The sequence below is a fragment of the Herbaspirillum rhizosphaerae genome, from assembly GCF_046025915.1.
Classification (GTDB): Bacteria; Pseudomonadota; Gammaproteobacteria; order Burkholderiales; family Burkholderiaceae_D; genus Herbaspirillum; species Herbaspirillum rhizosphaerae_A.
Genome location: NZ_JAQQFR010000007.1, coordinates 1 through 25,397 on the forward strand (window position 1 = coordinate 1; position 25,397 = coordinate 25,397).

A 25,397-nucleotide genomic window follows, 5' to 3' on the forward strand; every position below is an offset into this window, starting at 1 on the left:
TTTTCAGGGGCGTTTTTTATGCTTGCAGCAAGATCACACGAGATGTCATTTCTTCTGGATGCTAAGATCATATCTTCAGATCCCCGCTCATTTTTATGAAACTACTTGTCACCGGCGCTTCCGGCTTTGTCGGCAAAGCTTTGATTGCCGCACTAGCGTCCGATTCCCAATATACGCTGCGCGCCTGCACTCGTCGCAAAAACAGCCAATTCCCCGACAATGTGGAAGTCGCAAAGGTAACCGACCTGACGGCAAGCACTGACTGGACTGCGGCCTTAATTGGCGTGGATACTGTGGTGCATGCGGCAGCACGTGTGCATGTGATGGACGATACTTCCACCGATCCTCTTGCTGAATTCCGGCGTGTAAATGTAGAAGGTACCTTGCGGCTCGCACAACAAGCCATTAATGCCGGCGTACGTCGCTTCGTATTCATCAGTTCGATAAAAGTTAACGGTGAACAGACACTCCCAGGCAGGCCTTACACTGCAGACGATACCCCCAACCCCGGGGATCCTTACGGGATATCGAAACATGAGGCCGAACAAGGCTTGTTGGCACTAGCGCAAAAATCAGGATTGGAAGTTGTCATCATCCGCCCAGTGCTGGTATACGGCCCAGGTGTCAAAGCTAATTTTCTGAGCATGATGCGATGGTTGGATAAAGGCGTTCCACTACCGTTGGGAGCAATCAAGAGCAACCGTCGCAGCATGGTTGCGTTAGACAATCTGGTAGATCTGATTATTGTCTGCATGCATCATCCTGCGGCAGTGAATCAGGTTTTTCTGGTAAGCGATGGAGAAGATCTATCAACGACGGCGCTGCTGCAGCGCACTGCGCAAGCACTCCAACGACCAGCGCGGCTCGTGCCGGTTCCTGCTATTTTATTGGCGACTGCTGCCGGTCTTTTGAGAAAAAGCCACATTGCTCAACGTCTATGCGGCTCGCTGCAAGTCGACATCGGGAAAACGAAAGAATTGCTTCAATGGAGCCCGCCGGTGAGCGTCGATGCGGCGCTGAAGAAAACTGCTGCCGCATTACGCATGAATCAAAAATAAGACCGGCGTGTTAAATTTAGTTCAGTACCTTGCCAATCAACGAGACTGTCCGGCGAGTTGCGCCCTGATGATGTTTCGCAAAATCCTTTGCAGCGCTTACCATTGCATCCTTGCGGTCGACATTGTCAAACAGGGATAGCGCTGTTTGCAGAGTTGTTTCTGCATCCGGAACACGGATGGCGCCTCCAGCTGCAATAGCCTGCTCACTAATAAGCTGGAAGTTAAAAGTATGCGGACCAACCAATACTGGCTTACTCAGTGAACAGGCCTCAATGAGATTCTGTCCGCCGAGCGGCAACAAGCTTCCACCGACAAAGGCGACGTCGCAGCAGGCATAGTAAGCAAACATCTCCCCCATCGAATCGCCCAGAACAATCTCAGCATCTTTAGCGGACAACCAATCTGTCAAATCCGAGCGACGCTGCATGCTGAATCCGTAATCAACAATCATCTTTGCTACTTCGCCAAACCGTTGTGGATGGCGTGGAACGATAATGGTCAAAAAATCCCGTCGCACAATGTTGCTCAACGCATCCAGAATAAGTCGCTCCTCACCTTCACGTGTGCTCGCGCAAAGCAATATCGGACGTTCGCCGAACTGCCTGCGCCACTGTTCTCCCAGAGCGACCATATCCGCCGGCACCTCAACGTCAAACTTGATACTTCCCGTCACATGCACGTTACGCGCGCCAAACAACCGCAGTCGCTCCGCATCCGCGTCGGACTGAGCCGCCACGCAATCGATGCCCGAGGCGGCTTCCAGCAAAATGGAACCGAACCGCTGCCCGCGCCGCAACGAGCGCTCCGACAGACGCGCGTTCGCCAACACCACCGGTACGCCATGTCGCCGGCACTGACGCACCATGTTCGGCCAGACTTCGGTTTCCATCAGGATGCTGATCTTCGGCTTGAAGTAACGCAGGAAGCGCGCACACATCCAACCCGTGTCATACGGGAAGAAGCTTTGCACCAGACGATCGCCGTGGTGTGCGAACAATTGCTGACCGGTTGCACGTCCGGTAGCGGTCATGTGCGTGAGCAGTATCGTATGGTCGGGATACGTAACCAGCAACGCATCAATCAAGGGTTGCGCGGCCCGCGTCTCACCGACGGAGACGGCATGTACCCACAACAGAGGCGGCAAGGCGCGTTGACTGAACTGATCATAGAACCCGAGACGCTCGCCGATATGCTGCCGATAGCCCGGCTCCTTGCGACCACGGCGCCACAGACGCAGCAGTACGAACGGCAGGCCCACCCACCACAGCGCGGAGTAGATCAGACGCATCAGACCAGCTGACGTCCGGTCAGCTTGCTCAGGATCGCCAGCGGGCTGGACGACGGATCATACTGTTTGTCCGCAGGCAGGTGCAGCGTCTGCTCCAGCATGTACTGTCCCGACATGACGGCGTGCGATGCCTGATCCGAGAAACACACCCACACGGAACCGGCGGCAAACGGCATGGTGACCTGACCGGCGCTTTCCTGATAGGCCATGTCACCTTTCATGCCGTCATGCAGCTGCAGCATCAGGTGGTCGTATTCGCTGCGGTAAGACTTGGTGATGTGAAGCGCCTTCATCATGGCTGCCTGCCAGGGAACATAAGGCTTGGCGCGCGGAAGGAATTTCTGCGCCACGGTTTCAAACGGCTCACCGACACGCCAGACACGCGGGATGCCATCCGGATTGACGTTGCTGAACACGCGCAGAATGCGCTCACCATAGTTCGGACGTGACGGAAAGGCGTCAACATGCAGACGGCGGTCGTCTGCACGCCAGGATTGCGCGCGCGTCTCGACCTGGGTCGGCCGGTAGCTGGTCGGCGCCAGGCGCAACACGCCTTTATATTTTGGCAACAGCGAATAGACCAGTGTCTGCGCCTGTTCGCGGAAACGTCCGATCATCAGCGCCAGCGCCAACTGAGTCGCCGTGTCGCCGAGCGCGCCTTTCAAATGGCCGCTGGCGTCGAGGCTGATGTTGCGAACCTTGGGGTTGCGGATGTCAGGCCGGAGCAGAGATTTTTCTTCCGGCAGCAGTTCAAACGGCAAGTGCGGAAAATACAGTACCTTGCCGGCTTCAAGGCCAGCGATCCAGTCCTGGTTTGGTGCGTCGACTTGCCAATTGGCGACGTCGATTTCTATGATTTGCGATTCCATCTCGATATTATGCCTCGTTGTCTTGTGCACGGCTGTCCGGCGAGGCGGCTTTTGCCTCCACCTTCGAGGCAGACAATACCTGATTGATGGCTTGCACGACTTGCGCTACATCAGGAGGAGCGCCGGTATCGCCCAGATTGACGATACGCGGCGACCAGTTGCCTTCGGTCTTCCAGCGCGGCGAGTCACAGTACAGTTCGACCGTGGGACGGCAATATGCGGCGGCGATGTGCGTCAGGCCTGTATCGAGACCGACCACCAAGGCCGCGTGTTGCACCAGTGCAACCGCATCCATGAGCGGGAGCGCCGGCAACACGGTCGCCTGCGGCATCTGTCGCGCCAACTCTTCGGCAGCCAGTTTTTCCTTGGCACTCCCCCAAGGCAACAAGACCGGCAATGACAACGCGCGGGCGACGGCAACCCAATTCTCAACAGGCCATTGTTTGGCAGCGCGCGCCGTTCCGTGGAAAAACACCGCATAAGGATGTGCCGGCAGCCATGCGGGCGCAGTCTGCAACGCAGGCGCCTGCAGCGCAAAATCAGCCGCGGTGTCAGGCTGATAGCCAAGCGCCCCGGCAGCGACCGCGCGTGCGCGCATGACCGCATGGGTATGCAAGCCGACTTTTATGCTTTGCGTATGAAAAATTCTGGAGATCGGCTCGTAACCCGAGCCTTCGGTCGCATTGGCCAATCCGACGCGCTTACCGCCGGGGGCCAGACGCGCCATCCGCATGACAATGCTGGTCTTCAGCAAACCCTGGGTATCAAAAACGATGTCATACGCTTCATGCCGCAATTGTCGATAAAAACCGGCGATTTCGGCGCGCGTAGCAGCGCTGCCAAGCGTTTTACGCCAGCGCCGCAAAGCGATCGGAATGATATTGCGTACATACGGATTGAGCCGGACAAGGCTGGTGTAGCCCTCTTCCACCACCCAATCGATGTTGGCATCCGGATAATGGCGTCGGATATCGGCGACCATCGGCATGTTGTGGACCACGTCGCCTAGGGACGAAACGCGGACGATCAGGATGTTCAAGGCTAGCCCACTATTCTTTGTCTGTGGGCCAGCATCTTACCTCTTTCAAAACGGCAAGGCTACATCCGGCCGGGCGGCCAGGATCACGCGTTTGAACTCGTTCTGGATACGCGCCAGCGCCTGCGGCGTCTCCGCCTCAAAGCGCAACACCACTACCGGCGTGGTATTGGACGAGCGCATCAGACCGAAGCCATCCGCATATTCGATGCGCAAACCGTCGATCGTGATGATCTGCTCGGCATCGGGAAACTTTGCATCCTTTTGCAATTGATCGATGAGGACAAAATTCTCACCCTCCTTCAATTTCAATTGCAGCTCCGGCGTACTGGTTGATTGCGGCAAGGCGTTGAGCACGGCCGACGGATCGGATTCACGGCTCATGAGCTCCAGCAGGCGCGCACCGGCGTACAAGCCATCGTCGAAACCGTACCAGCGATCCTTGAAGAACACGTGACCGCTCATTTCACCGCCCAGCGGCGCGCCGGTTTCACGCATCTTGGCCTTGACCAGCGAATGCCCGGTTTTCCACATCAGCGGCTGACCGCCGCGCGCGCTGATCCATGGCGCCAGGTGGCGCGTGCATTTGACGTCGTACAGGATTTCCCGGCCGGGATGGCGTGTGAGAACGTCAGCGGCAAACAGCATGAGCTGACGATCCGGATAGATGATCTTACCGTCTTTGGTGACCACGCCCAGGCGATCACCATCACCGTCGAAGGCCAGACCGATTTCATTGTCGGTCTCCTGCAGGCAGCGGATCAGATCCTGCAGGTTTTCCGGATGGGCCGGATCAGGATGATGATTGGGGAAGGTGCCGTCAACCTCGCAGAACAACTCGGTCACCTCGCAACCAAGCGCGCGGTACAGATCACCCGCGAAAGCACCGGCCACACCGTTACCGCAGTCGACAGCAATCTTCATCGGACGCGCCAGCTTGACGTCGCCGACGATACGATCGATGTATTCCTTGCGGATGTCGTAGGTGCGGTAAGCGCCGGCACCGGTCTTGAATTCGTTTTTGAGAATGGCCTGATACAGGGCCTGGATCGTGTCGCCGTATATCGCTTCGCCGGCAAGCACCATTTTGAAACCGTTATAGTCGGGCGGATTGTGGCTGCCGGTGACCATGACGCCGGATTGCGTACCCAGAATGTGAGTACCGAAATACACCATAGGGGTTGCCACCACACCGAGGTCGATGACGTCGATGCCGACCGATTGCAGACCGGTTGCTAGCGCAGCAGACAGTTCCGGGCCGGAAAGGCGGCCGTCGCGACCGATGACTACCGAATTCTGGCCTTTGGCTAATGCGGCGGAGCCGAAGGCCTGGCCGATTTGGCGGGCAACGTCTGTGTTGAGCGTTTGGCCGACGATGCCACGGATGTCGTAGGCTTTGAAGATGGAAGAAGAGAGAACCATATATTTATTTTTAAAGTCCAAGGACTAGAGCGATTGTGATTTGTTGACGATTTCTAGTTTGATGAGATTGTCCGGCACAGTAGTGATGTCGTCCTTTACGGCAAGATCAATCCAATCGACGGAATCGGCTACCGGTTGATAACCGCTGACCAAACGTTGCAAGATAATTTTGAGTGCTTTGAGATCATGCGACTCCATGACCGTTGCGAGTTGATTCAACTCGTCTTTTAACTTAGTCCAAGGCAAGAAATCCTCATGAGCCTTCATAATTCTGGAGTGCGCCGTTGGCTGAGGATTTTCTCCTATCAACAACTCTTCATAGAGTTTTTCGCCGGTACGCAATCCTGTAACTTTGATCTCGATATCTCCATCCGGAACTTGATCATCTCTGACACTCAAACCAGACAATTCAACCATACGATAAGCAAGATCAAGAATTCGCACCGGATCGCCCATATCCAGAACAAATACGTCCCCACCTTCCGTCATGGCACCAGCCTGAACAACTAATTGAGCTGCCTCTGGAATCGTCATGAAGTAACGCGTTACCTGAGGGTCGGTCAACGTAATCGGGCCGCCAGCTTTAATCTGCTCCCGAAACAACGGGACTACCGAGCCAGAAGAATCAAGCACGTTTCCAAAACGCACAATCGCAAAACGTGTAAGGTTTCTTCTCGAATCCGGAATAGAATGCCCATCCAGAAAAACCGGAGTCTCCGCAGCAGCAAGCGCCTGCAATGTCATTTCAGCCAAGCGCTTAGTGGCTCCCATGATATTTGTCGGCCGAACGGCCTTATCGGTGCTCACCAGAACGTAATCGGAGACGCCGTTTTCAATGGCTGCCCGGGCAACGTTATACGTACCGAAAACGTTATTACGCACGCCCTCAATCGGATTGGACTCCACTAAAGGTACGTGCTTATAAGCAGCTGCATGGTAGACAGTTCTTGGGCGCCATGTACTGAAGATCTGCCGGACGCGTTCAAGATCGCGAACACTGCCTAGCAATGTAATCAGTTGCGTGTCGCCCTTCATTTCCTCCAGCCGCTCTTGCAAGTCGCGATGGATGGAATACAAGCTAAATTCGTTATGATCCAAGAGCAGCAGAATAGATGGCTTCGCCACCAAAATCTGACGACACAATTCACTCCCTATACTCCCGCCTGCTCCCGTAACCAATACCACTTTGTTTGTAATATTCCGGCTAATCAAGGCCGGATTGGGCGGAACAGGATCGCGTCCAAGCAAGTCGACAATGTCCAACTCATGAATATCTGAAACGGTAATTTTCCCCCGTGCCAAGTCAGTCAAGTCCGGCAAGGATCGAATGTGGACCTGATGGCGATGCAAATTCTCAATAATCTCATTCCGTCTTGCGCGGCTAATAGATGGCAGCGCGAGCAAGACATCTGTCACGCCATATGCTTCGATGAGATCCTCTGCGTCACCAGATGCATAGACGCGTTGTCCATTAATAGTTTTTCCAAATAACTCGGGATCATCTTCAAGGAAGCCAATCAGAATAAGCTGCTGCCTCTGCAACAGAATCTCTGCAATCTGCGCGCCTGCCGCGCCTGCACCGTAAATCAATAAACGCGCATCTTTCTGATGCTTTCTATCGGCATCAGCCCTGCTTAGCCAAATTCTGGCGAAAGCTCTGCTTCCACCAACAAAGATCAGCAGTAAAAGAGGTTGCAATAAACCGATGGAACGGGGAACGCCTGGCAGTCCCAACCACAGCAACAAACTGAACAAAATCACACCGTACAATGCCACCGCCTTACCGACTGTGACCATCGCAGCAATCCCTGTATAGCGAAACACCGCGCGATAAAGTCCCAGCCGAACGAAAATCGGCAGCGCCAGAACTGGGGCCAATTGATAGACGTGCCACTGAAAACCATCAGGCCAGTTCGGGGTATCCAATCGCAATGAAAATGCACACCACGTCGCCAGAAACGACATGACGACATCCGAGAAGGCGGCTATACCTTGCTTGGACATTCTCGATAAATGTATGACGCGACGTTTCATGACAAAAAACTATGCCCTAAAGAATGACAACTTTTAATGAGTAACGCCGGATTGCGAAAGTACTTTCAAGAAAGTCTTCCACAGTATTGATAAATCAAGCGAGAATGAGCGCCGCTGAAGATATTCGGCGTCAAGGCGAACTTTTTCCAATATCGGCAACTCATCCCGGCCATTAATCTGCGCCCATCCTGTCAGGCCCGGGACTAGTCGATGGACCCCCAGCTGCGTCCTCTGTTCAATCAGATCTGTCTGATTGAACAACGCGGGACGAGGTCCTACTAGGCTCATGTCGCCCACAAAAATACTCCACAATTGCGGTAACTCGTCTAAGCTCGATTTACGCAAAAAACTACCGATGGAAGTCAGATACTCAGCAGGATTTGCCAATAAATGCGTTGCCACAACCGGCGCCCCAATTTTCATAGTACGAAATTTTGGCATCCGAAATATTTTGTTGTCAGCGCCAACACGATCTGACCAATATAAAGCAGGGCCGGTGGATGTGCATTTGACAAGCAAGGTAATCAGAAGAATGGGGATAGCCAAAAACAATGTCGCACAAAGAACGACGACAACATCAAACATGCGTTTCATTTGAAATTATATTTAATCACATTCGGGATATCGGCATAGCCTTGAACAGGCGGCCTTCCATCATACTCTTCGAGACCCGCCAGTCCTCAATGATCATCGGCAACTGTCGTATCGGCCATACAAATCTAGCGTGGCGCCAATTACTTCTTGCGAGGAAAATTCTTGTTCTGCTCGCTGCCGTCCTTTCCTTCCCTGTTTTCGACGCAAGTCAGCATCATCTATCAGGCGGGCCAAAGCCTCGGCTAACAGCAGCACTTCTTTAGGCGGCACTAAAAGTCCATTTTCCTCGTGTCGGACAACCTCCCGACAACCTGGTACGTCAGTCGTTACCACAGGCCTCCCTGCCGCCAATGCCTCCAACAAAGACTTGGGCAGGCCTTCACGATACGACGGCAAGCAAACGATATGACTATTTGACAAGATTTCAGGTATATCCTGCCTATGCCCCAACCATTCAATAACCTTTTCGCGCTCCCAATCCTCAAGTTGTTGAAGTGAGATCGCTGCCGGATTGCCAATATCTGGCGCCCCCACCAACAAAAATCGTGCCTGAGTCTGCCGTTGCAGCAATAATCGAGCCGCAGCAACATATTCACCCACTCCTTTGTCCCACAACATACGCGCGGTCAAAACCACTGTTACCTTACCTGTCGGCTCTTCCTTGACCGGAAATGCATCAAGATTGATGCCTGCGCCACGTATCAGCACGGCATCCGATTGGCGAACACGGTCAGTCGATATCGCGTCGTTAAGATCATCTTGATTTTCAAATACAACGCAACTTCCTCGCGGATTCAACAAGAAACGCATGGCAAGATTGACAAAAGGCCTCAAACTTTTGGCCAAGACGCTACTAGAAGAAAAAATAAAGCCCATTCCAACGGGTGCATTTACGATATTTTTCAAGCCTGTCAAGCGAGCGATAAACGAGCCGTAAAAGATCGGTTTCAATGCAATGTGATGAACGATGTCCGGACGCTCCGCCCTATATATGCGAAGCACACGGAATATCGTAGCCATCTCTTTGAAAGGATTAATACCGCGACGCTGAATCTCAAGTGGAACAAGCCGCAAACCTGCATCACGAATTTGCTTGCCATGGACGCCTTCCCTGGCGACCACAACCACGTCGTAGCCGGACTGGCGTGCGGCCACTGCGCGTTCGATAAAGTGAGAACAAAAAAACCAGTCTTCCGTAATCAGATAAAGGATTTTCTTATTCATTGCTGCTCATCGATCGACGACAAAGTTTGCCGCAGTGTCTCTACGACGCCAGCAGGAACCGCCCCACCCATTCTTGTAAAAAATAGCTGACTGCATCCAGGTAGCGCAGCCAGACAATCGACTGCCACTTTTGCAAGACCTGCGGCGGTCGCAAGTAACAAATTGCCCCATTGCTTGCGTTGATAAAATAACCCTGTCTGCGCACGCAGCAATTGCCTTCTGGCGAGCAAGACCTTGCGAATTGGAAACACTCCCTGACGATATCCTAGCAATACATGCTCGATACATGCATACCGACTCTCGGGGGCCGCGCGCAATAGCAACTCCTGATCTTCAGCCCGAAGAACTTCAGGAGTGCGATACCGGTGTTTGCGAAACCAGGATGTTTTTCCCATCCAGCTGGGATGAGGCAACGGCAAGCCGCGCCACGGAGTAGCACAAATTTCTGCATGCGTTGCCCGATAGGGGAGCAATCCAACTATATCGCTCACGTTACGAAATACAACGGCCCGTGTACCCAGTAAATCAACGTCAGGATGGCGGCTTAGATATTCGAATTGCAATTGCAATCGATCTGGAAATGAGACATCGTCGGCATCCATGCGTGCAATATACGCACCTCTGGCAAGCTGGATCCCTTGATTCAAACGTGCTGCAAGTCCTCTGTTAACTCCGTCTGCAAACACACGAATACGCGCGTCCCCCATACTCATTGCAACGTTGACGGAATCGTCGAAGGAGCCGTCATCGATGACCAACAATTCGAAATTGACAAAAGTCTGATCGAGTATTGATCGTATGGCCGCAATAAATCCAGAGCCCCCATTTCTAACAGGTAAGAGCACGGATACAACAGGTAAATCGGTACCCGTGTCCCGCTCCATAGATGCAATCCCCATCACCGGAAGCGTTCACGCAAGCCAATTACTCGGTTCCTTGCCCAACGAATCGGACCCCGTATATACGGGGGAGCATGAGGATACCACCTGTAAAACAACACCAACGGATATAGCAACTTGTAAAATAGCTTCTTCAACGAAAATTTTCGCATATGCCGGAAAAGCGTTTCAAAATACTCGATCTCAATTGGCGCTGCTACGCCGAAGCGCCCAAAATCAGCGAGTTTACGAATACGATATTTTAAAAATAATCGCACCCACGTTCCGATTACTTGCGGATCATCACGCCAAGCGGGGTCCAACTTGGAAAACAAGCGAGAATACTCATACAACTCAACAGCAGGATTGTCTCTGCAAGACTCCGTAACCTGATGAGTGGCGTTAGTTGGGGTGGTGATTAACGGTTGCGAAGTGAACGCGAAATGAGAGTTGACAGATAGCGCTCGAATATAAAAATCGAGATCGACCAACCACTTCATCCCAGGATCATACTCAAGAGGCGTCTTGCGCCGATAAATCGTGGCACTGGGAGCACCTACGCAATTCCCCTCAAACAGACTATACGGGCGCTCAAGCAGGCTCGCCAATTGTTTCTCTGTCGGGCAATGAGTGCGGTCAACTCCACCAGAAACATCAACGATGCGTGTAGCAGAAAAACCAAAATCGGCTTCCGGATGCTTGTCAAGCAGCGCGACGAAACTTCCAAGCGAATCTGCATCCGTGAAGTGATCATCGTGATGCAGGATCTTGACCAGTTCCCCATGCGCCCTCCGTATGCATTCATTCCAATTTTCAGGCGAACCAAGGGGAACCGGGTTGCGCCAATAAATTAAGCGACCATCCAGGGGAAATTCTGCCACCAGATTCTCCACCGAATCATCGGGGGAATCATCGGTAACGACTACCTCATAGTCCTTGAAGTTCTGTGCCCTAATTGACTCCAGTGTCAGTCGCAGGTATTCGACCTGCCGATATGCTGGAATGCAAATTGATACTTTCACCATAAGCCAAGGCGTCCTTGAAATTTATTTGCACTCATAGCAGACGTTCCAAACGTCGAATTAATGCACGCACGATTCGACTGCGTAGTAACGGCACGCAGATTTTATTTTTTGTGGATGCCTCGTCTGCTACAGAGCCATCAACTGGAATTGCTACGGCCCCAGCAAATAGCTCTTGCGCCCACCAGACCCGGCCCAACAACGCGCTCTTGCGCTGCTCGACCAATGCCTTGCAACGCGCCCAAGCTTGACGATTTCGCTCCTGACGCTCGACGTCGTTATTTTCCATTAGTGACAAATTGGTGTTTCGCAAGCCGGTACTAACGTAATAATTGCAGGTAAATTCATCCACCCGCTCGGGGGCATGAAAAAAACCGAGTCGAATCAGAAAATCCCAGTCTTCTGAGCGGTCCAGAGCCTCACAAAATGGTCGCTCACGCAACTCATCTATTAAATTTGCACGATCAATCATGAAGCTGTGAATGGGGATAAAATTTTCTGTCCACAATCCCGCCACAGAAAAAGAATGTCGCCTGAACGGTTGTGATTCTTCGATAATCTCCAGCGCGTCATTCTCCTTGCGCAACGTCGTTTGTGCATAGCTCCAAACTCGCCCCGAGCGCTGCAGTGCGGCGAGCAGCAACGCGCAATGATGTGGCTCCAAAGTATCGTCATCGTCGAGAAAGCCAAGGTAGCGGCCCGTCGCCTGCTCCCAGCCGATATTCAGATTCTCAGCTCGACGGTCTCCAACCGCAGTATTGTGCAATACGCGAATCGTCAGCCTACTAAACTCATCTTGCAAAGAGTTCAGAAACTGGCGTTCTGCGAGGTCCCCCCCTTGGTAAACAATCACCACCTCGATTGGCTGACAAGTATTGGCAGCTACGCTGGTCAGAGCACGCCGAATCTCCCGAGGCCGCCCCCCGACCGTACGCATGACCAGAGAGACCAAATTATCCTGAAGTGCGTCCATAAATGCTAACTCGGCATGATACGGCGCAATCGACGGAGCAGTGCATGCAGATAGGCTCGCGCGGAGCGTTTCTCTTGCACAATGTCCGCGGGATCAAAATACCGCGCAGCATTCACACCTCGTGCCACGATGGCTGGATTGCTCCCTTGACGCAGCACCACCTCGGAGAATTTTCCACGCAAGAGCTGATGCAACGCGCTTGTATCCCAATAAGCCGACACCGTATTGCCATCCTCTATCTTGCCGAACCAAGCAGCGATTTCTTCCAAATACTCCGCGCCCGGAAGTGGACGCTCCAGGATGACGCTCTCATGCAAGTCAATGTCATGCTGCGTCGGAGTCACACCGGCTTCAGACAACATTAATTTCCTGACTTTCAAAGAAACATCATATTGCCCATTGGAGAGCGTTGAGCTGTATTGCTTTTGATGCAACCGATAACTTAGTAAATGCTGAGGTAGATTGGCGGCACGGACACGTAACAGCAATCGACTCCACAAATGATAATCTTCGGCATGTCGAAAGTCATTTGCGTAATTAAAAAGCCCGCTATCGACCAAAGACCGTCGAAACATCAATGTCGGATGGGCTAACGAACAATAAAAAAGCAACGCGACATGAATGTCCTTATGTTCTGATGGAAAGACATGAACATACGGGGTTTTTATTGCCCCAAAAAATCGAATAGCACAGCCAACAATATCAACATCTGCGTGTGTCGATAAAAAACCAATCTGCTCAGCAAAGCGGGTAGGTTCGCAGATATCATCCTGATCCATACGCGCTATAAACTTACCCTTACACAATGACAACCCTATATTCAGGGTAGGCACCAGACCGACATTGCTAGGATTTTTTATTAGCTGAACACGAGAATCGCTGAATTGGCTAATTAATGCACAGGAATTATCAGTTGAGCCGTCATCGATAATTAATATCTCAAAATCAGCAAAGCTCTGCTGCAAAACGCTTTGTAAAGCCTCAACTAAATGCGTCTCGCCGTTATATACAGGCATTACGACGCTAAGCGCAGGACCACTCATCTTAAAAGTCACCTTTTGAATTACCGCTGTTATTGATTAAAAACCGCGCCCATTTGTTGATAGGCGCTGCACTTCATCTTTGAGGACTCCCTCACAAAAATGAGGTGGTTTTAGGCGCAAATCAAGATTTTGAGTAATATTTTTCACAGACGCGCTGAAGATAAGCGGAGTCAAAAGAGACGTTGCATCGTTCAATCGAATTGCCGATTCTGGAGACATCAATTTCGTAACTTGCCCCCTTCTCAACACGGTCATAGACTGCGTCAAGCCCTAATATATTTTCCAAAACCTCAACAATTTCACGTACAAAGAAGTTTTTTGTATTTGCAATATCAATTGTTTCTTTTGCGCAATTTTCCACTTCGAGCAAATCCATCGCAATAGCCACAACATCTGCTATATCAATGACATTTCTTTTTGCCCCCATCCAAAGCTTGAAATTTTCTGCATGTGCAATTTTATGATGTAAGAAATTCAAAAGTGTATGAGGATTTCTCGTAATTCCGACGACTTGGGGGAGGCGAAATATCAAGTAGCCGCTGTGAGATCTGACCAGATCTTCCATAGCCATTTTGTGTCGAACATACATGCTATCGGCCAAGGAGGGATCACCAACGCTGCAAGTGCCGAAATAGATAAAACGACGCGCCTTTGAAAACTGCTGTAATGCTGACGACAGCATTAATCGTTCTCGCTCAAATTCCAAGCTATCGCGACAGTCGGAATTAGAAACGCCGGCAGCGTAAAGGCAAGCATCATCAAAATATGCGCCTGCACGTCCAAATGCGTTAGCAATTAACCCCGAACCAATTATCATTTTTTAAAAATCCACTTATTTATCACGCTGCATCCCCACAATTATCCATACTTATCAGAGACGAATCCAGCGCTCAGGGACTAAATCCCGCGCATCCGGCTTATCCCCGCGAAACCACTGCCGTGGGGCCACGACAATGCTATCGGAACGAGAATCGAGCCACGCACCCCACCAGCTAAATGTACTGTTTGCAATGATGTGATGACGACAGGCCGACATTAGTCGCAAGTCCTCATAGTTGGTATCTGCATTATTGTGGCGCACAAAATGGGTCGGATGCGGCAACTGCAGATTTTCGGCAACCCAACCCGGATCGTCAGAAAACACGAAAAGTTCGATCTCTTTCCCTGCCTGCTCGACAAGCTTACTCACACTTCGTCGGTAGTAGTCCAGATCACATGTCCCATGCACGGCGCTGGCAGATGCGTTACTCACATAATCGCCTCTGCGAACATGCAATGACACCGATAACACGCTGTCAATTTTCTTCAGCCACGCTTGATTCTCTGGCGACGGGGGAGTAGCGATACGGAAATCATCACGTATCGTCTGAATAACATCTGCAAAATATTGTTCACTCTGCCAGTAGCCGTCGATGTAGATCCCGTCGGGCAGGGCTAAAACGGCAGGATCAAAGGTAAAGGCCGATTCGGTAACGACCCTCATTGCTCCGCCGCTAAAACGGCGCAACCAGCGATTGAGGCGCGACTCCCGCTGCATACCAGGTAGATCACGCGGTGCCGCATCAAGCAATTTTGCCGCGAAGTGCTGCAGTCCAAAGGCATGTGTTTCATAATTTTCAAAGGCGCGACGATCAATATATAAATCGACGCCCAGCCGCTGTGCCAGAGCGCGGCCCGCCGCATACTGGAACATTTGATTACCGAGTCCACCGATAAGGCGAGTAACGATCATAATGTTTTTTCAATATCACTTTGTAGGGAATTGATAACTTCACGTGCGGTATCAATAGGCTGATCCCACCAAGAACTGCGCATTATCACGTCAATTGACTCTTTATTAAAACGATATCCAAGCAAGCGCGCCGGAGACCCCGCGACAATCGCAAATGGAGGCACGTCTTGATTTACAAAAGAATTGGCGCCGACCACAGCGCCAATTCCCACACTTATTCCGCGTCGAATAATAGAACCTGCACCAATCCAAGCGTCATGCCCAATAGAACAAGGAAGTTTTGTTAACTGCTCGTAAGGATTTTCATAAAACATACTGCTGGTTGATATTGAAGTGGTGGCATGTTCACCCGGACCGACTGCGACATCATTCGCAATGGAGACATAACGCCCTATTGAGGCGCGGGTTATATGGCAGTTGAAACCGACATAACTATATGCACCAATGGAGCTGTCTGGTGAAACGAAGCTCCCTTTCATAATGGAGATATCTTCTCCGTCCAAGAAGTCTGCTTTGTGTATGTTTGAATTGATGTCGCAAGCAAGCGGCATCAAAAACGGGTCAACCTCTGGCGGCTCAGGGGTCCCGTGCAGAACTATCCACTCGGTGAGAGACTTCAAATCGGCAGTCAAATTACCACTAGGAGAGTCCAGGAGAAACTGCGCGATTTCTGGTTTTAACGCCCGCCTAATGATCCAACTCGTAGCTGCCTTGATTAATTCCATTTAGTTTGGTCCCGGCTAAAAATAAGCGATTTCATACTTTTGAACTCCACCAATGCTTGTACTTATCGCGCCAGGTTATATTCTCTGGAGGCGCTGCCGGCGCTTCTGGCAATTTAAACACTGCAGAATTGGGATGCAGAGTGACCTGCTCACATTTACCTGAAGTCGAACTGAGCACCGATTGCAGTATGTTCGAGAGATTTGCAAAAAATTGAGCGTGATTAAGGTAATGCTCACGGGCAGATATAATCGCAGGCAAACGTTGCTCATAATTACTTGGATCATCGATCAACTCGATGACCGCAGCTGCCGCCGCTTCAGGCTGATTTAAGCTTATTTCCTGCCAAGCGCCTTCTTTAAAATACCGCCCTACGTTTGTGCACCCGAAATAGAGAGGAAAACAATAAGCCAGCCAAGCATCGGGGAGTTTTTCCGTGAGAAAGTCATCACCAGAAAAATTCTCTAATACGATCGCATATCGATAGGGAGCGAGAACATCCCATTTTGAATCGAAACCACGAATGCCTCTGCCATAGACATCCAGTCTGTCGCCTAATTTTTGTTTGAGTATTTCCACAAAAGCGAGTCGTTGCTGGTGCCCTTCGGTAAACGCCTTGTCGGAGGAAATGACACAGACATCACGTGTTTTTACAACGGGAGGCAACGAAAACAATTCGTCGTATGATCTTTCGACAAACCAAGGGTGTCCCTGCTGAATTCTTAGCTGACGAGGATGGGTGAGGTCCTGGCGACCGCTTATCACATAGAAAAATTGCTTCAGAAACTCAGTCTGATAAGACCCAATCGAATCTGGCTCACCGGCGATAAAAATTACGCGCTCGGGCGGACACCCGACGATTTCCGTTTTTTCCAGAGACTCGAACACCACCCACATATCACAATCGCGGACATCACTGTCAACGTGAAACCTGAACGGGCCCCATTCAGCTTGGCCACCAGGCATCTGGCGCAGCCATGGCCAAAGCGGCGCGCACGTTGATAGTTTGACTTCGATCATGCGCGCATCTCAGACCCGCTCAAGGCGCCAGTTTGGATTCAAATAAACAAATCCAAAGGTTTGCTCATTTGCGTGCTGAGTGTTGTACAGCGTCGACGCCCGCATACGGAAAGGAAACGAAGCTGCATCAGCGAAAAAATCTCCTATGCCAAATCGGCTGCAGTGCACTTCAAGCACATAACTCCCAGCGATCAGGAAACGCGCCGGGATTGTCGCACGCACAACACACTCGCCGATGGAGGCATCCTCAGCAGCCGAGTCCCAATCGGCAAGCAGTGCACGCGTTACCAATTCACCCATGACGGTCTTGATATAAAAACCGATGCGGAAGTTATCGAGCGTATGCCTTATTTTGAAAGCAATCGCGACATCCAGAGGCTTATCGCCATCGTATTCAGTGTGTGGCAAACCATCTTGGCTCAATTCGACCGCAAGCAGATCTACTTCCTCCGTGAACAGAGGAAGTGTTGCTGACTCTGTGCGAACGGAATGACGCAAGTAAGAACCAACAGCCACATCAACCGTTTGCTTTTCGCTTACACGCCCACCGTCCAGAATAATGGCGGTGTCACACATCTCTCGTACCGCCCCCATGCTATGGCTGACGAATAGCACAGTACGTCCTTCTGCTGCCAACTCGCGCATCTTTTTTTGAGACTTGCGCTGAAAGTTGGCGTCGCCGACAGAAAGTACTTCATCCAACACTAAGATATCGGGCTCCAGAAAAGCTGAAACCGAGAATGCAAGCCGAACGTACATACCACTGGAATAATGCTTCACAGGTGTATCCAGGAATTTTTCCACCTCGGCAAAATCCACTACCGCATCAAATTTCTGACGGACCTCGGCTTGACTCATCCCCAGCACAGCGCCACTGAGATAAATATTTTCTCGGCCGGTAAGTTCGGGATGAAAGCCTGTTCCGACCTCTAGCAGACTACTCATGCGTCCACGATATCGGACGGTTCCCGAGGTTGGACTGACCACACGCGACAGTATCTTTAGTAACGTCGATTTTCCAGCTCCATTCCTGCCGACGATAGCAAGCCGCTCCCCCTGCTCGACTTCAAAACTCACGTCCTTCAGTGCCCAGAAGGTCTCCTGGGTCTCTTCTGCACGCACCTCTGCTTCTGGACGTTTGAATAAGCTAAAAAAACTACCCGTCACGGCCTCTCTTAATGACTGTTTTTGAGGTCTTTTAGAACGGTGGGCCAATTGATAGCTCTTCGACAACTGGTCTACAACAATGACATTACTCATATTCTAAATGGCGTCGGCAAACGCACCCTCGCTACGGCGGAAAAAAATGATTCCTGGGATCAGAAGCAACATCGTCACTAACAGCGACATCAGCAATGAATCCCAATGCAAAGGGAAACCATCACCCAGAAGGCTCCAACGAAAACCATCGATGATTCCAACCATGGGATTAATCGAATAAAGCAGCCTCCACCGCTCCGGGACCAAGGAACTAGCGAACCCAACTGGCGACAGGTACGCTCCCAGTTGCAGCACCACCGGCACGATATACCGAAAATCTCTGTATTTGACATTGAGTGCAGCAACCCATAAGCCACACCCCATGATCAAACCGCAAAGTAAAATGAGGAACAGGGGCAGGAATATGATGTGCCAGTTGGGAAAATGTCCAAAAATAACTGCCAACGCAAGATAAACAAGCCCCGCTAATAGAAAGTCCACCAGACCGACCAGCAAAGTACTGACAGGCACAATAAGCCGAGGAAAATATACCTTGGATACAATATGCCCATTCGCTGTGATGCTGTTACCGGCCTCAGAGAGCGTGGTCGCAAAAAACATCCATGGCAGAAGGCCTGCAAAGACAAGCAATGCGTAAGGAGTATCGCTGGAAGGAAGTTTGGCAATTTTCCCGAAAACCAACGTAAATACAAGCATCGTTGCCAAAGGCCGAAGAATCGCCCAACTCGCGCCAATCACCGTTTGCTTATAGCGAACCAGTACATCCCGCCACACGAGTAAGGCCAGCAATTCGCGAAAACTCCAGAAGTCGCGCCAATAATGGCTATGGTCCGGATTCGCAGAAATGACAATCTCGGGACTATTGGCGGACGTTATTGACGATGGATTAATACCGTTCGTTGACATCAACGCGCCGCCAATGTTTTGAGCGACGCGCGCAATACGTCAAGTTCGGTACTCAGCGGGTAATGATGATTACCAATAAACAAACCCTGAGAATCGATCTCATCAGCATTATTTAAGGTCCCGTGAATACTGTAGTCAAACCAGCGGAGAACCTCGTTTTTGGCAAAATTACCCGCTACGATTGGTCGGACGTCAACGCCGCTTGCCGACAATGTTGCCGCGACATCGGCACGTGTAAATGGCGCATCTTTATCAACAATCATGCTGAACCCGAACCAACTGCTTTCGCCAATTTCGCGCTGGGGAGTCAGATAGGGGAACTCGGCGATCAAGTTCAGAAATGCTTCTGCGTTACGGCGACGCGCGACAATCATTCCCGGCAATTTTTTCAGTTGAGGCAATCCGATCGCACCGCTTAGCTCCAGTGGGCGGACGTTGTAGCCCGGCAAGATAAAGCGGAAAGACTCCACGAAAGGGTCGTCGCTCTTGGTACCCGACACAAAATTATGCTTCGGTAAATTACGCGTCCATCCATGAGCTCTCAGGGACAGCAAGATATGATATAGCTCTTCATCGTCTGTCACCACCATGCCACCTTCCATCGTGGAGATATGATGACTAAAGAAAGCACTGTAACTTCCCATCAAGCCAAACGTACCAGCTTGCTTGCCATCAAAAGTGGCCCCCATGGACTCGCAATTATCTTCCAGTACCTGAATGTCACGATCTCCAATAATTGCTTGGATGCGAGCAAAATCATTCGGATTACCCAACAGATTGACAACCATGATGGCGCGAGTTTCATCTGTCACTGCCGCAGCCAGCTGATCCAGGTCGTAATTGAGCGTTTCGCGATCAATGTCGACAAATTTCAGGCGCAATCCATACTGATACAGCGGGTAATAGGTCGTGCTCCATGAAACCGCCGGCACGATCACCTCTGCGCCAGGCAGCAAGGCACCTTCCTTGCGATAACGCAATGCACCTACCATCAGCAGATTGGCAGAAGAACCTGAATTAACCATGACGCAAAAACGACTGCCGGCAAACTCTGCAAACGCGCGCTCGAACTCAGCAACTTTAGGTCCCATCGTGAACATACCCGAGGAAATCACTGCCTGCATGGCGGCGATTTCCTCTTGATCCCAACTTGAACTAGCCAGCGGATAAGACATTAGCAACTCCAGATTCTAAATAATATGAATAAGTGGCTCGAAGACCATCTTCGAGCGAGGTTTCTGCACTCCAGCCCCAATCTTGGGCGCGCGACACGTCGGTAAGCTTACGCATCATGCCGACCGGCTTAGTGAGATCATGTTCAAACTCGCCGGTGTAACCCACAATCTGCGCGCCAACGCGATAATAATCATTGACCGCAAAGTCATGGCCCAACCCGACATTCATGAGATTTGGCAAGGTGTCAAAGCGATCTATGGCCGAGAGAATTGCATTCGCCAGATCACCGGCGTACATGAATTCACGACGTGCGCTGCCGTCTCCCCAAATATCTACTGCAGCCACACCATTCTCTTTAGCGCGATGCAGCTTATGGATAACTGCAGGCACAAGATGAGAGTGAGCCGGATCGAATTTGTCATACCTACCATACAGATTGCATGGAATAAGCGTCTTATAGTGATACTCAGGGTTCTCGCGCTGAATGTAATCACACAGTCGCGCGACGGCGCATTTTGCGATTGCATACCCCTCGTTGGTCGGCTCCAGCGCACCGCTTAGCACATCCTCTTCGCGCAGAGCATCCGGGCTATTGCGTGGATACATGCACGAACTACCAAGATTGATCAACTGCTTGATCCCAGCGTCGCGTGCAGCCATGATCAAGTTTTGGCCCATATCCCAGTTTTGAACAAGAAACAGAACCGGCTCGCGAAGATTTGCCTGAATGCCGCCCACCCGGCCGGCTGCATGAATTACGCAATCGGGCTTGAGGTACTTGAGATAGCTTGATACAGCCAACCGGTCCATGAGATCCAATTCACGACTGGAAGGCGCGATGATCTCGACATTTCGGGCGGCTGCGACTTCGAGCAAATTTCGCCCGACCATGCCGCCCCCCCCGGTCAACAAAATCTTTGATTTTGCTGACATACCTTAGCCTTGCCCCCGAAGCGCTTTGTGACCATGCTCTTGCACTTTAAGATCAAACTCCGCCTGCTTGAGGTCAGACTCCGCCATCTCGCGTACCAACTCGACAAATGAAGTTCTTGGCACCCAACCCAGCTTGGACTTCGCTTTGCTGGCATCACCTAACAGTGTTTCAACCTCTGTCGGTCGGAAATAGCGCGGATCAATAGCGACAATGCATTGCCCCTTTTCGTCGTATCCTTTTTCGTCAACGCCGTCACCTTCCCAACGAATAGACATGCCCAGCTCACTAACAACAGCATTCACGAAGTCGCGCACGCTGTACTGCTGCCCTGTGGCAATAACATAATCTTCAGCCTGCTCTTGTTGCAGCATCAGCCACTGCATCTCGACATAGTCGCGAGCATGCCCCCAGTCCCGCAAAGCATTAATATTGCCGAGGTATAGACACTCCTGCAAACCCAGTTTGATGCGAGCAAGCGCCCGGGTGATTTTACGAGTGACAAATGTTTCGCCGCGAATTGGCGACTCATGATTAAAGAGAATCCCGTTGCAGGCGTACATCCCGTAAGCCTCGCGGTAATTGACGGTAATCCAATAGGCATAAAGTTTGGCAACAGCATAAGGACTACGGGGATAGAAAGGCGTAGTTTCCTTCTGCGGCGTTTCCTGCACTAAACCATACAACTCGGACGTGGAGGCCTGGTAAAACCGGGTTTTCTTTTCCATACCCAGAATGCGGATCGCCTCCAATACACGCAAGGCGCCTAACGCATCCGAGTTCGCGGTGTATTCGGGCTCCTCAAAAGACACTGCGACATGGCTTTGCGCTGCCAAGTTATAGATTTCGTCTGGGCGAGTTTGCTGGATGATGCGGATCAGACTGGATGAATCCGTCATGTCGCCATGGTGCAAAACGAACCGCCCGTCCGAAACGTGGGGATCCTGAAACAAATGGTCTATTCGATCCGTATTGAAGAGGGAAGTGCGTCGTTTAATGCCATGCACCTCATACCCCTTATCAAGCAAAAATTCCGCAAGATACGCACCATCTTGACCGGTCACTCCGGTTATTAACGCGACTTTTTTGTTCATAGTATTCACTTTTTCCCTAAGTATCTTCAAACCGCTCAACGTTAACTTCACTGTCGGCCTGCGCTACCGTTACGAGCTAACATGTAAGGGATTTCCCGGTTCTTGAGTAACCCCATAGAAATACTCGCCTACAACACCTCTTTAGATGCAAGACGGTAGCCCGCAACACCAAAATCACTCGCAATAGCCAAGAACAACTCACGTGGCGGCAGGAAGACCGAAATCCCGCAACACCGCCAATCATCAATTGGAGCGGGGCTATCAGACAATCTTGCATGCATTTGGCTGAATACCAAACGGCGGGTTGCCGCCAAACCGGCACATATGACACCCAGACCACGTTCGGCATGCCCCATTGAGGTTTTACAAGTGCGTGCGCGCCGCAAAACAGGCGGCAGCGCAGGGCGAAATTATACAGCACGGGGAGGAGGCTGGCGACCTCCACGACCCGCACAACGTACAGCACGACTTCAGAACTTTCAGTCCGGCGTGCGAGCAAAACCTCACAAACCGGGATTAGCGCCCCCACCGAACAAGCAAACCCCAAACTTGGGAATGAAGTTGGTAAAGCTTGCGCACAAAGTGCTTAGCGTTGAAAGCCGCTCCACGCACGCAAACGGGACGGCGGTGGCAAGAGCCCTCACAAGGAGCGGCATGGAGCGAGCCAACACAAGCAAAGCGGCAAGGCACGATAGAAGGACTCGCAATCAGCCTACTATCAGAAAGATGGAACGACTGGACTACGCCACACACGGAAAAATTTCCGATAGAAGTTCAAAAGCGGCAACATAAACCGCCAATCCCCCCGCATGCTCCAATGCAATACAAAGACCGCACCCCAACAGCCTCGATAATCCAGGGCGGCATTTCGCACTTTTCAGCAATATCCAGCTGTTGTTGCCAACATACAAACAAGCACCCAGAGGCAGCCTAAAAACGCTTATTTATTGCAATGACAACTCGCGCCAAGTCTAGTACGGAGCCAGTAGTTTTTTGTGTAAAATGTCAGATACTTGCAGCCTGGACAATAAACAGAGCACAGTAGATCAGCGCTTTGAGTCGACAATTCATCAAGAAATTTAGACTTCCAACCAATTGTGGGATTTTTACAAGCGCGCCTAAATTACATACAAGGGAAACAATGAAAGGCAAAAAAACAAGTTTTGCTCTTTGGGGATTAATGCTAATTATGCTTGGCATTTTTGGCTATTTAATAGGCGCAATAATGGGTGCAATAATGGCCGCCCTACGATTGTTTCTGCCATTAAGTCATCACGTAAAAGATGTTGTTGAAATCATCATTTGGTATAGCGCAACGCCTGTTATTTTTGGTGTTGTGCTGATAACCATTGATCTGATTTTCGTTGTCCCATCGAAAAGAAATAGAAAAAAACTTCGAAATGAGCCAATTGAAAATACAAAAATCACTGTTGTACTGACGGCCTACAATGATCAGGAAAGCATTGGCAGTTCGGTAAGAGATTTTTTAGAAAATAAACTGGTACAAAGAGTTATCGTTATTAGCAACAACAGCAGCGACCAAACAATGGAAGTCGCCGCAAACGCTGGAGCCATTGTCTATAACGAAGAGAAGCAAGGCTACGGTGCCTGCGTAATGCGCGCACTGTCTGAAGCTTCAAAATATGAGGACACCGAAATCGTCGCACTCTGTGAAGGCGACATGACATTCAGAGCCTACGATTTACCAAAATTCGTAGCGTATTTGCCGCACGCTGATATTGTCAATGGCACCCGCATCGTTGAACAATTACAACAAGCAGAAACGCAGCTTTCCATGTTTATGCATTACGGCAATTTTGCAGTCGCAAAGCTGCTGGAAGCCAAATACCTCGGAGATGCCACGCTTAGTGATGTGGGCACAACTTACAAGGTCATTCGCTCAAACTCTCTCCGCATACTACTTAAACAAATCGATTCCAAAGTCAATCTGGAATTCAATCCATATTTTCTAGAGCAAGCAATCCGGAATGGTTTTTCAGTATTGGAGTGCCCCATAACATTTCACCCTCGCGTAGGCATCAGCAAGGGTGGGAATATATCAAATCGTGTCGCGCTGCGAGTGGGGGTGCGGATGATTGTTGGAATTATCATTGGCTGGAGTGCGATAACATCATGAATGTCCAGGGTTATCACGAATCGCGGTTTCAACACTCAACACAAAGAGATGTTGTCTGGAAAACGCTTATTCAGGCAGTTTTTCAAAAAATGTCTCCCACGGGAGGAACCGTACTTGAACTCGGCGCTGGTTATTGTGAATTCATAAACAACATAACTGCAGCAAAAAAAATTGCCGTCGATCTTTGGCCGCAATTTCCCAGCTATGCAAACAAAGATGTTCAGGCTGTCGTGGGTGAGGTGTCAAACTTAGATTTTGTAACGAATACGTCCGTTGACACGGTGTTCGCAAGTAATTTATTCGAGCATCTGGACCAGGATGAGTTCGCCGCGTGCCTAAGCGAAATAAAACGAAAATTGACAGCCAATGGGCGGCTCATAATTATGCAGCCCAATTATCGTTATGCGAGCACCGAATATTTTGATGACTATACGCACAAGGCAATTTGGTCCCATGTTTCCATCCGAGATTTTTTGGATGCGCATGGATTTGATGTCACCGATTTGCAGCCACGTTTTCTCCCACTATCGATGAAATCAAGACTTCCTTCATGGCCCATACTAATCAAGACTTACTTGAAATCGCCATTTAAATTCATGGGCAAACAAATGCTTGTGGTGGCACAAGTCAAGAAGTCGGGCGCCCTATGAATGGCGGATATGTCGTTGCATTAATTGTCGCTATTGCTGCGGCCTTTGGACAAATCGTGCTCAAAATGGCTGTCGAACGGCACAAAAATAATGTCGCTGAAAAAATATTGAGCGGAATATTATTTGAACCACGCTTATGGCTGGGAATAGCAATTTACGCGATTTGCTCCGCGGCATGGCTGTGGGTTTTGTCCAAATGCGACGTTTCCAGCGTTTATCCATTGCTAAGCTTAAGTTTCGCTTTGGTGCCTATCTTTGCGTATTTTTTTTTGCGCGAGCCAATTTCGATGGCGCAGTGGTTTTCAATCGGACTAATAATGTTCGGAGTAATTGCTCTCAGGCTTTTTAGCTAACAACGCAACAATC

General features: G+C 50.5%; 24 protein-coding genes. 4 read left to right on the forward strand and 20 right to left on the reverse strand.

Annotated elements, in window-relative coordinates:
- The first annotated feature begins 95 nt into the window (after positions 1 to 95).
- On the forward strand, positions 96 to 1,058 hold the full coding sequence (locus tag PQR63_RS11955; RefSeq protein ID WP_408168102.1) for a UDP-glucose 4-epimerase family protein: 963 nt from the start codon (positions 96 to 98) through the stop codon (positions 1,056 to 1,058).
- A 16-nt stretch (positions 1,059 to 1,074) separates the two neighbouring features.
- Here the strand turns inward: PQR63_RS11955 and waaA are convergent, their stop codons facing one another.
- The 20 genes from waaA to gmd all read right to left on the reverse strand — a co-directional run bounded on the left by waaA (position 1,075) and on the right by gmd (position 22,244).
- Positions 1,075 to 2,346: a lipid IV(A) 3-deoxy-D-manno-octulosonic acid transferase gene (gene waaA, locus PQR63_RS11960; RefSeq protein WP_408168103.1), complete on the reverse strand. Its 1,272-nt coding sequence runs from the start codon at positions 2,344 to 2,346 to the stop codon at positions 1,075 to 1,077.
- Positions 2,346 to 3,215, reverse strand: coding sequence for a Kdo hydroxylase KdoO (gene kdoO, locus PQR63_RS11965; protein ID WP_408168104.1), 870 nt, complete (start codon positions 3,213 to 3,215; stop codon positions 2,346 to 2,348). Before kdoO ends, waaA begins: the two co-directional genes overlap by 1 nt.
- Positions 3,216 to 3,222: 7 nt before the next feature.
- On the reverse strand, positions 3,223 to 4,254 hold the full coding sequence (gene waaC, locus PQR63_RS11970) for a lipopolysaccharide heptosyltransferase I (protein WP_408168105.1): 1,032 nt from the start codon (positions 4,252 to 4,254) through the stop codon (positions 3,223 to 3,225).
- 45 nt (positions 4,255 to 4,299) lie between these two features.
- Positions 4,300 to 5,673 (reverse strand): phosphomannomutase/phosphoglucomutase, encoded by a 1,374-nt coding sequence (locus PQR63_RS11975; protein WP_408168106.1) that lies wholly within the window; start codon positions 5,671 to 5,673, stop codon positions 4,300 to 4,302.
- Between the two features lie 24 nt (positions 5,674 to 5,697).
- Entirely contained in the window at positions 5,698 to 7,707 is a 2,010-nt protein-coding gene (locus PQR63_RS11980) for a polysaccharide biosynthesis protein (protein ID WP_408168107.1), read from the reverse strand.
- A 33-nt stretch (positions 7,708 to 7,740) separates the two neighbouring features.
- On the reverse strand, positions 7,741 to 8,301 hold the full coding sequence (locus PQR63_RS11985; protein WP_408168109.1) for a sugar transferase: 561 nt from the start codon (positions 8,299 to 8,301) through the stop codon (positions 7,741 to 7,743).
- Between the two features lie 93 nt (positions 8,302 to 8,394).
- Positions 8,395 to 9,525: a glycosyltransferase family 4 protein gene (locus PQR63_RS11990; protein ID WP_408168110.1), complete on the reverse strand. Its 1,131-nt coding sequence runs from the start codon at positions 9,523 to 9,525 to the stop codon at positions 8,395 to 8,397.
- The gene (locus tag PQR63_RS11995; protein ID WP_408168111.1) at positions 9,522 to 10,409 is read right to left on the reverse strand and encodes a glycosyltransferase family 2 protein; all 888 of its coding nucleotides are present in this window, start codon (positions 10,407 to 10,409) and stop codon (positions 9,522 to 9,524) included. The genes PQR63_RS11990 and PQR63_RS11995 overlap by 4 nt, the downstream gene beginning before the upstream one ends.
- Positions 10,410 to 10,423: 14 nt before the next feature.
- Positions 10,424 to 11,428 (reverse strand): glycosyltransferase family 2 protein, encoded by a 1,005-nt coding sequence (locus PQR63_RS12000; protein WP_408168112.1) that lies wholly within the window; start codon positions 11,426 to 11,428, stop codon positions 10,424 to 10,426.
- A 31-nt stretch (positions 11,429 to 11,459) separates the two neighbouring features.
- Positions 11,460 to 12,398: a glycosyltransferase family 2 protein gene (locus tag PQR63_RS12005; protein ID WP_408168113.1), complete on the reverse strand. Its 939-nt coding sequence runs from the start codon at positions 12,396 to 12,398 to the stop codon at positions 11,460 to 11,462.
- 5 nt (positions 12,399 to 12,403) lie between these two features.
- Positions 12,404 to 13,441, reverse strand: a complete 1,038-nt coding sequence (locus tag PQR63_RS12010) for a glycosyltransferase family 2 protein (protein ID WP_408168114.1) — start codon at positions 13,439 to 13,441, stop codon at positions 12,404 to 12,406.
- A 121-nt stretch (positions 13,442 to 13,562) separates the two neighbouring features.
- Positions 13,563 to 14,258, reverse strand: coding sequence for an NAD-dependent epimerase/dehydratase family protein (locus PQR63_RS12015; protein WP_408168115.1), 696 nt, complete (start codon positions 14,256 to 14,258; stop codon positions 13,563 to 13,565).
- Positions 14,259 to 14,312: 54 nt separating this feature from the next.
- Positions 14,313 to 15,173, reverse strand: coding sequence for an alpha-1,2-fucosyltransferase (locus PQR63_RS12020; RefSeq protein WP_408168116.1), 861 nt, complete (start codon positions 15,171 to 15,173; stop codon positions 14,313 to 14,315).
- Positions 15,170 to 15,898, reverse strand: a complete 729-nt coding sequence (locus PQR63_RS12025) for a CatB-related O-acetyltransferase (protein WP_408168117.1) — start codon at positions 15,896 to 15,898, stop codon at positions 15,170 to 15,172. The genes PQR63_RS12020 and PQR63_RS12025 overlap by 4 nt, the downstream gene beginning before the upstream one ends.
- Positions 15,899 to 15,929: 31 nt before the next feature.
- Positions 15,930 to 16,916, reverse strand: a complete 987-nt coding sequence (locus PQR63_RS12030; RefSeq protein ID WP_408168118.1) for a glycosyltransferase family 10 domain-containing protein — start codon at positions 16,914 to 16,916, stop codon at positions 15,930 to 15,932.
- Positions 16,917 to 16,925: 9 nt separating this feature from the next.
- Positions 16,926 to 18,176 carry an ABC transporter ATP-binding protein gene (locus PQR63_RS12035; RefSeq protein WP_408168119.1) on the reverse strand — a complete coding sequence of 417 codons (1,251 nt, stop codon included), beginning with the start codon at positions 18,174 to 18,176 and terminating at the stop codon, positions 16,926 to 16,928.
- A 3-nt stretch (positions 18,177 to 18,179) separates the two neighbouring features.
- On the reverse strand, positions 18,180 to 19,043 hold the full coding sequence (locus PQR63_RS12040) for an ABC transporter permease (RefSeq protein ID WP_408168120.1): 864 nt from the start codon (positions 19,041 to 19,043) through the stop codon (positions 18,180 to 18,182).
- Positions 19,043 to 20,218: a DegT/DnrJ/EryC1/StrS family aminotransferase gene (locus PQR63_RS12045; protein ID WP_408168121.1), complete on the reverse strand. Its 1,176-nt coding sequence runs from the start codon at positions 20,216 to 20,218 to the stop codon at positions 19,043 to 19,045. The genes PQR63_RS12040 and PQR63_RS12045 overlap by 1 nt, the downstream gene beginning before the upstream one ends.
- The gene (locus PQR63_RS12050; RefSeq protein WP_408168122.1) at positions 20,199 to 21,152 is read right to left on the reverse strand and encodes a GDP-L-fucose synthase family protein; all 954 of its coding nucleotides are present in this window, start codon (positions 21,150 to 21,152) and stop codon (positions 20,199 to 20,201) included. The genes PQR63_RS12045 and PQR63_RS12050 overlap by 20 nt, the downstream gene beginning before the upstream one ends.
- Before the next feature lie 3 nt (positions 21,153 to 21,155).
- Positions 21,156 to 22,244 (reverse strand): GDP-mannose 4,6-dehydratase, encoded by a 1,089-nt coding sequence (gene gmd / locus PQR63_RS12055; RefSeq protein WP_408168123.1) that lies wholly within the window; start codon positions 22,242 to 22,244, stop codon positions 21,156 to 21,158.
- Between the two features lie 1,141 nt (positions 22,245 to 23,385).
- On the opposite strand from gmd, the gene PQR63_RS12060 reads away from it, so the two are divergent.
- The 3 genes from PQR63_RS12060 to PQR63_RS12070 are packed head-to-tail and all read left to right on the forward strand — an operon-like array spanning position 23,386 to position 25,384.
- On the forward strand, positions 23,386 to 24,381 hold the full coding sequence (locus PQR63_RS12060) for a glycosyltransferase (protein WP_408168124.1): 996 nt from the start codon (positions 23,386 to 23,388) through the stop codon (positions 24,379 to 24,381).
- A complete protein-coding gene (locus PQR63_RS12065; RefSeq protein ID WP_408168125.1) occupies positions 24,378 to 25,031 on the forward strand; it encodes a class I SAM-dependent methyltransferase in 654 nt (217 codons plus the stop codon). The genes PQR63_RS12060 and PQR63_RS12065 overlap by 4 nt, the downstream gene beginning before the upstream one ends.
- A complete protein-coding gene (locus tag PQR63_RS12070; RefSeq protein ID WP_408168126.1) occupies positions 25,028 to 25,384 on the forward strand; it encodes an EamA family transporter in 357 nt (118 codons plus the stop codon). The genes PQR63_RS12065 and PQR63_RS12070 overlap by 4 nt, the downstream gene beginning before the upstream one ends.
- Positions 25,385 to 25,397 lie beyond the last annotated feature (13 nt).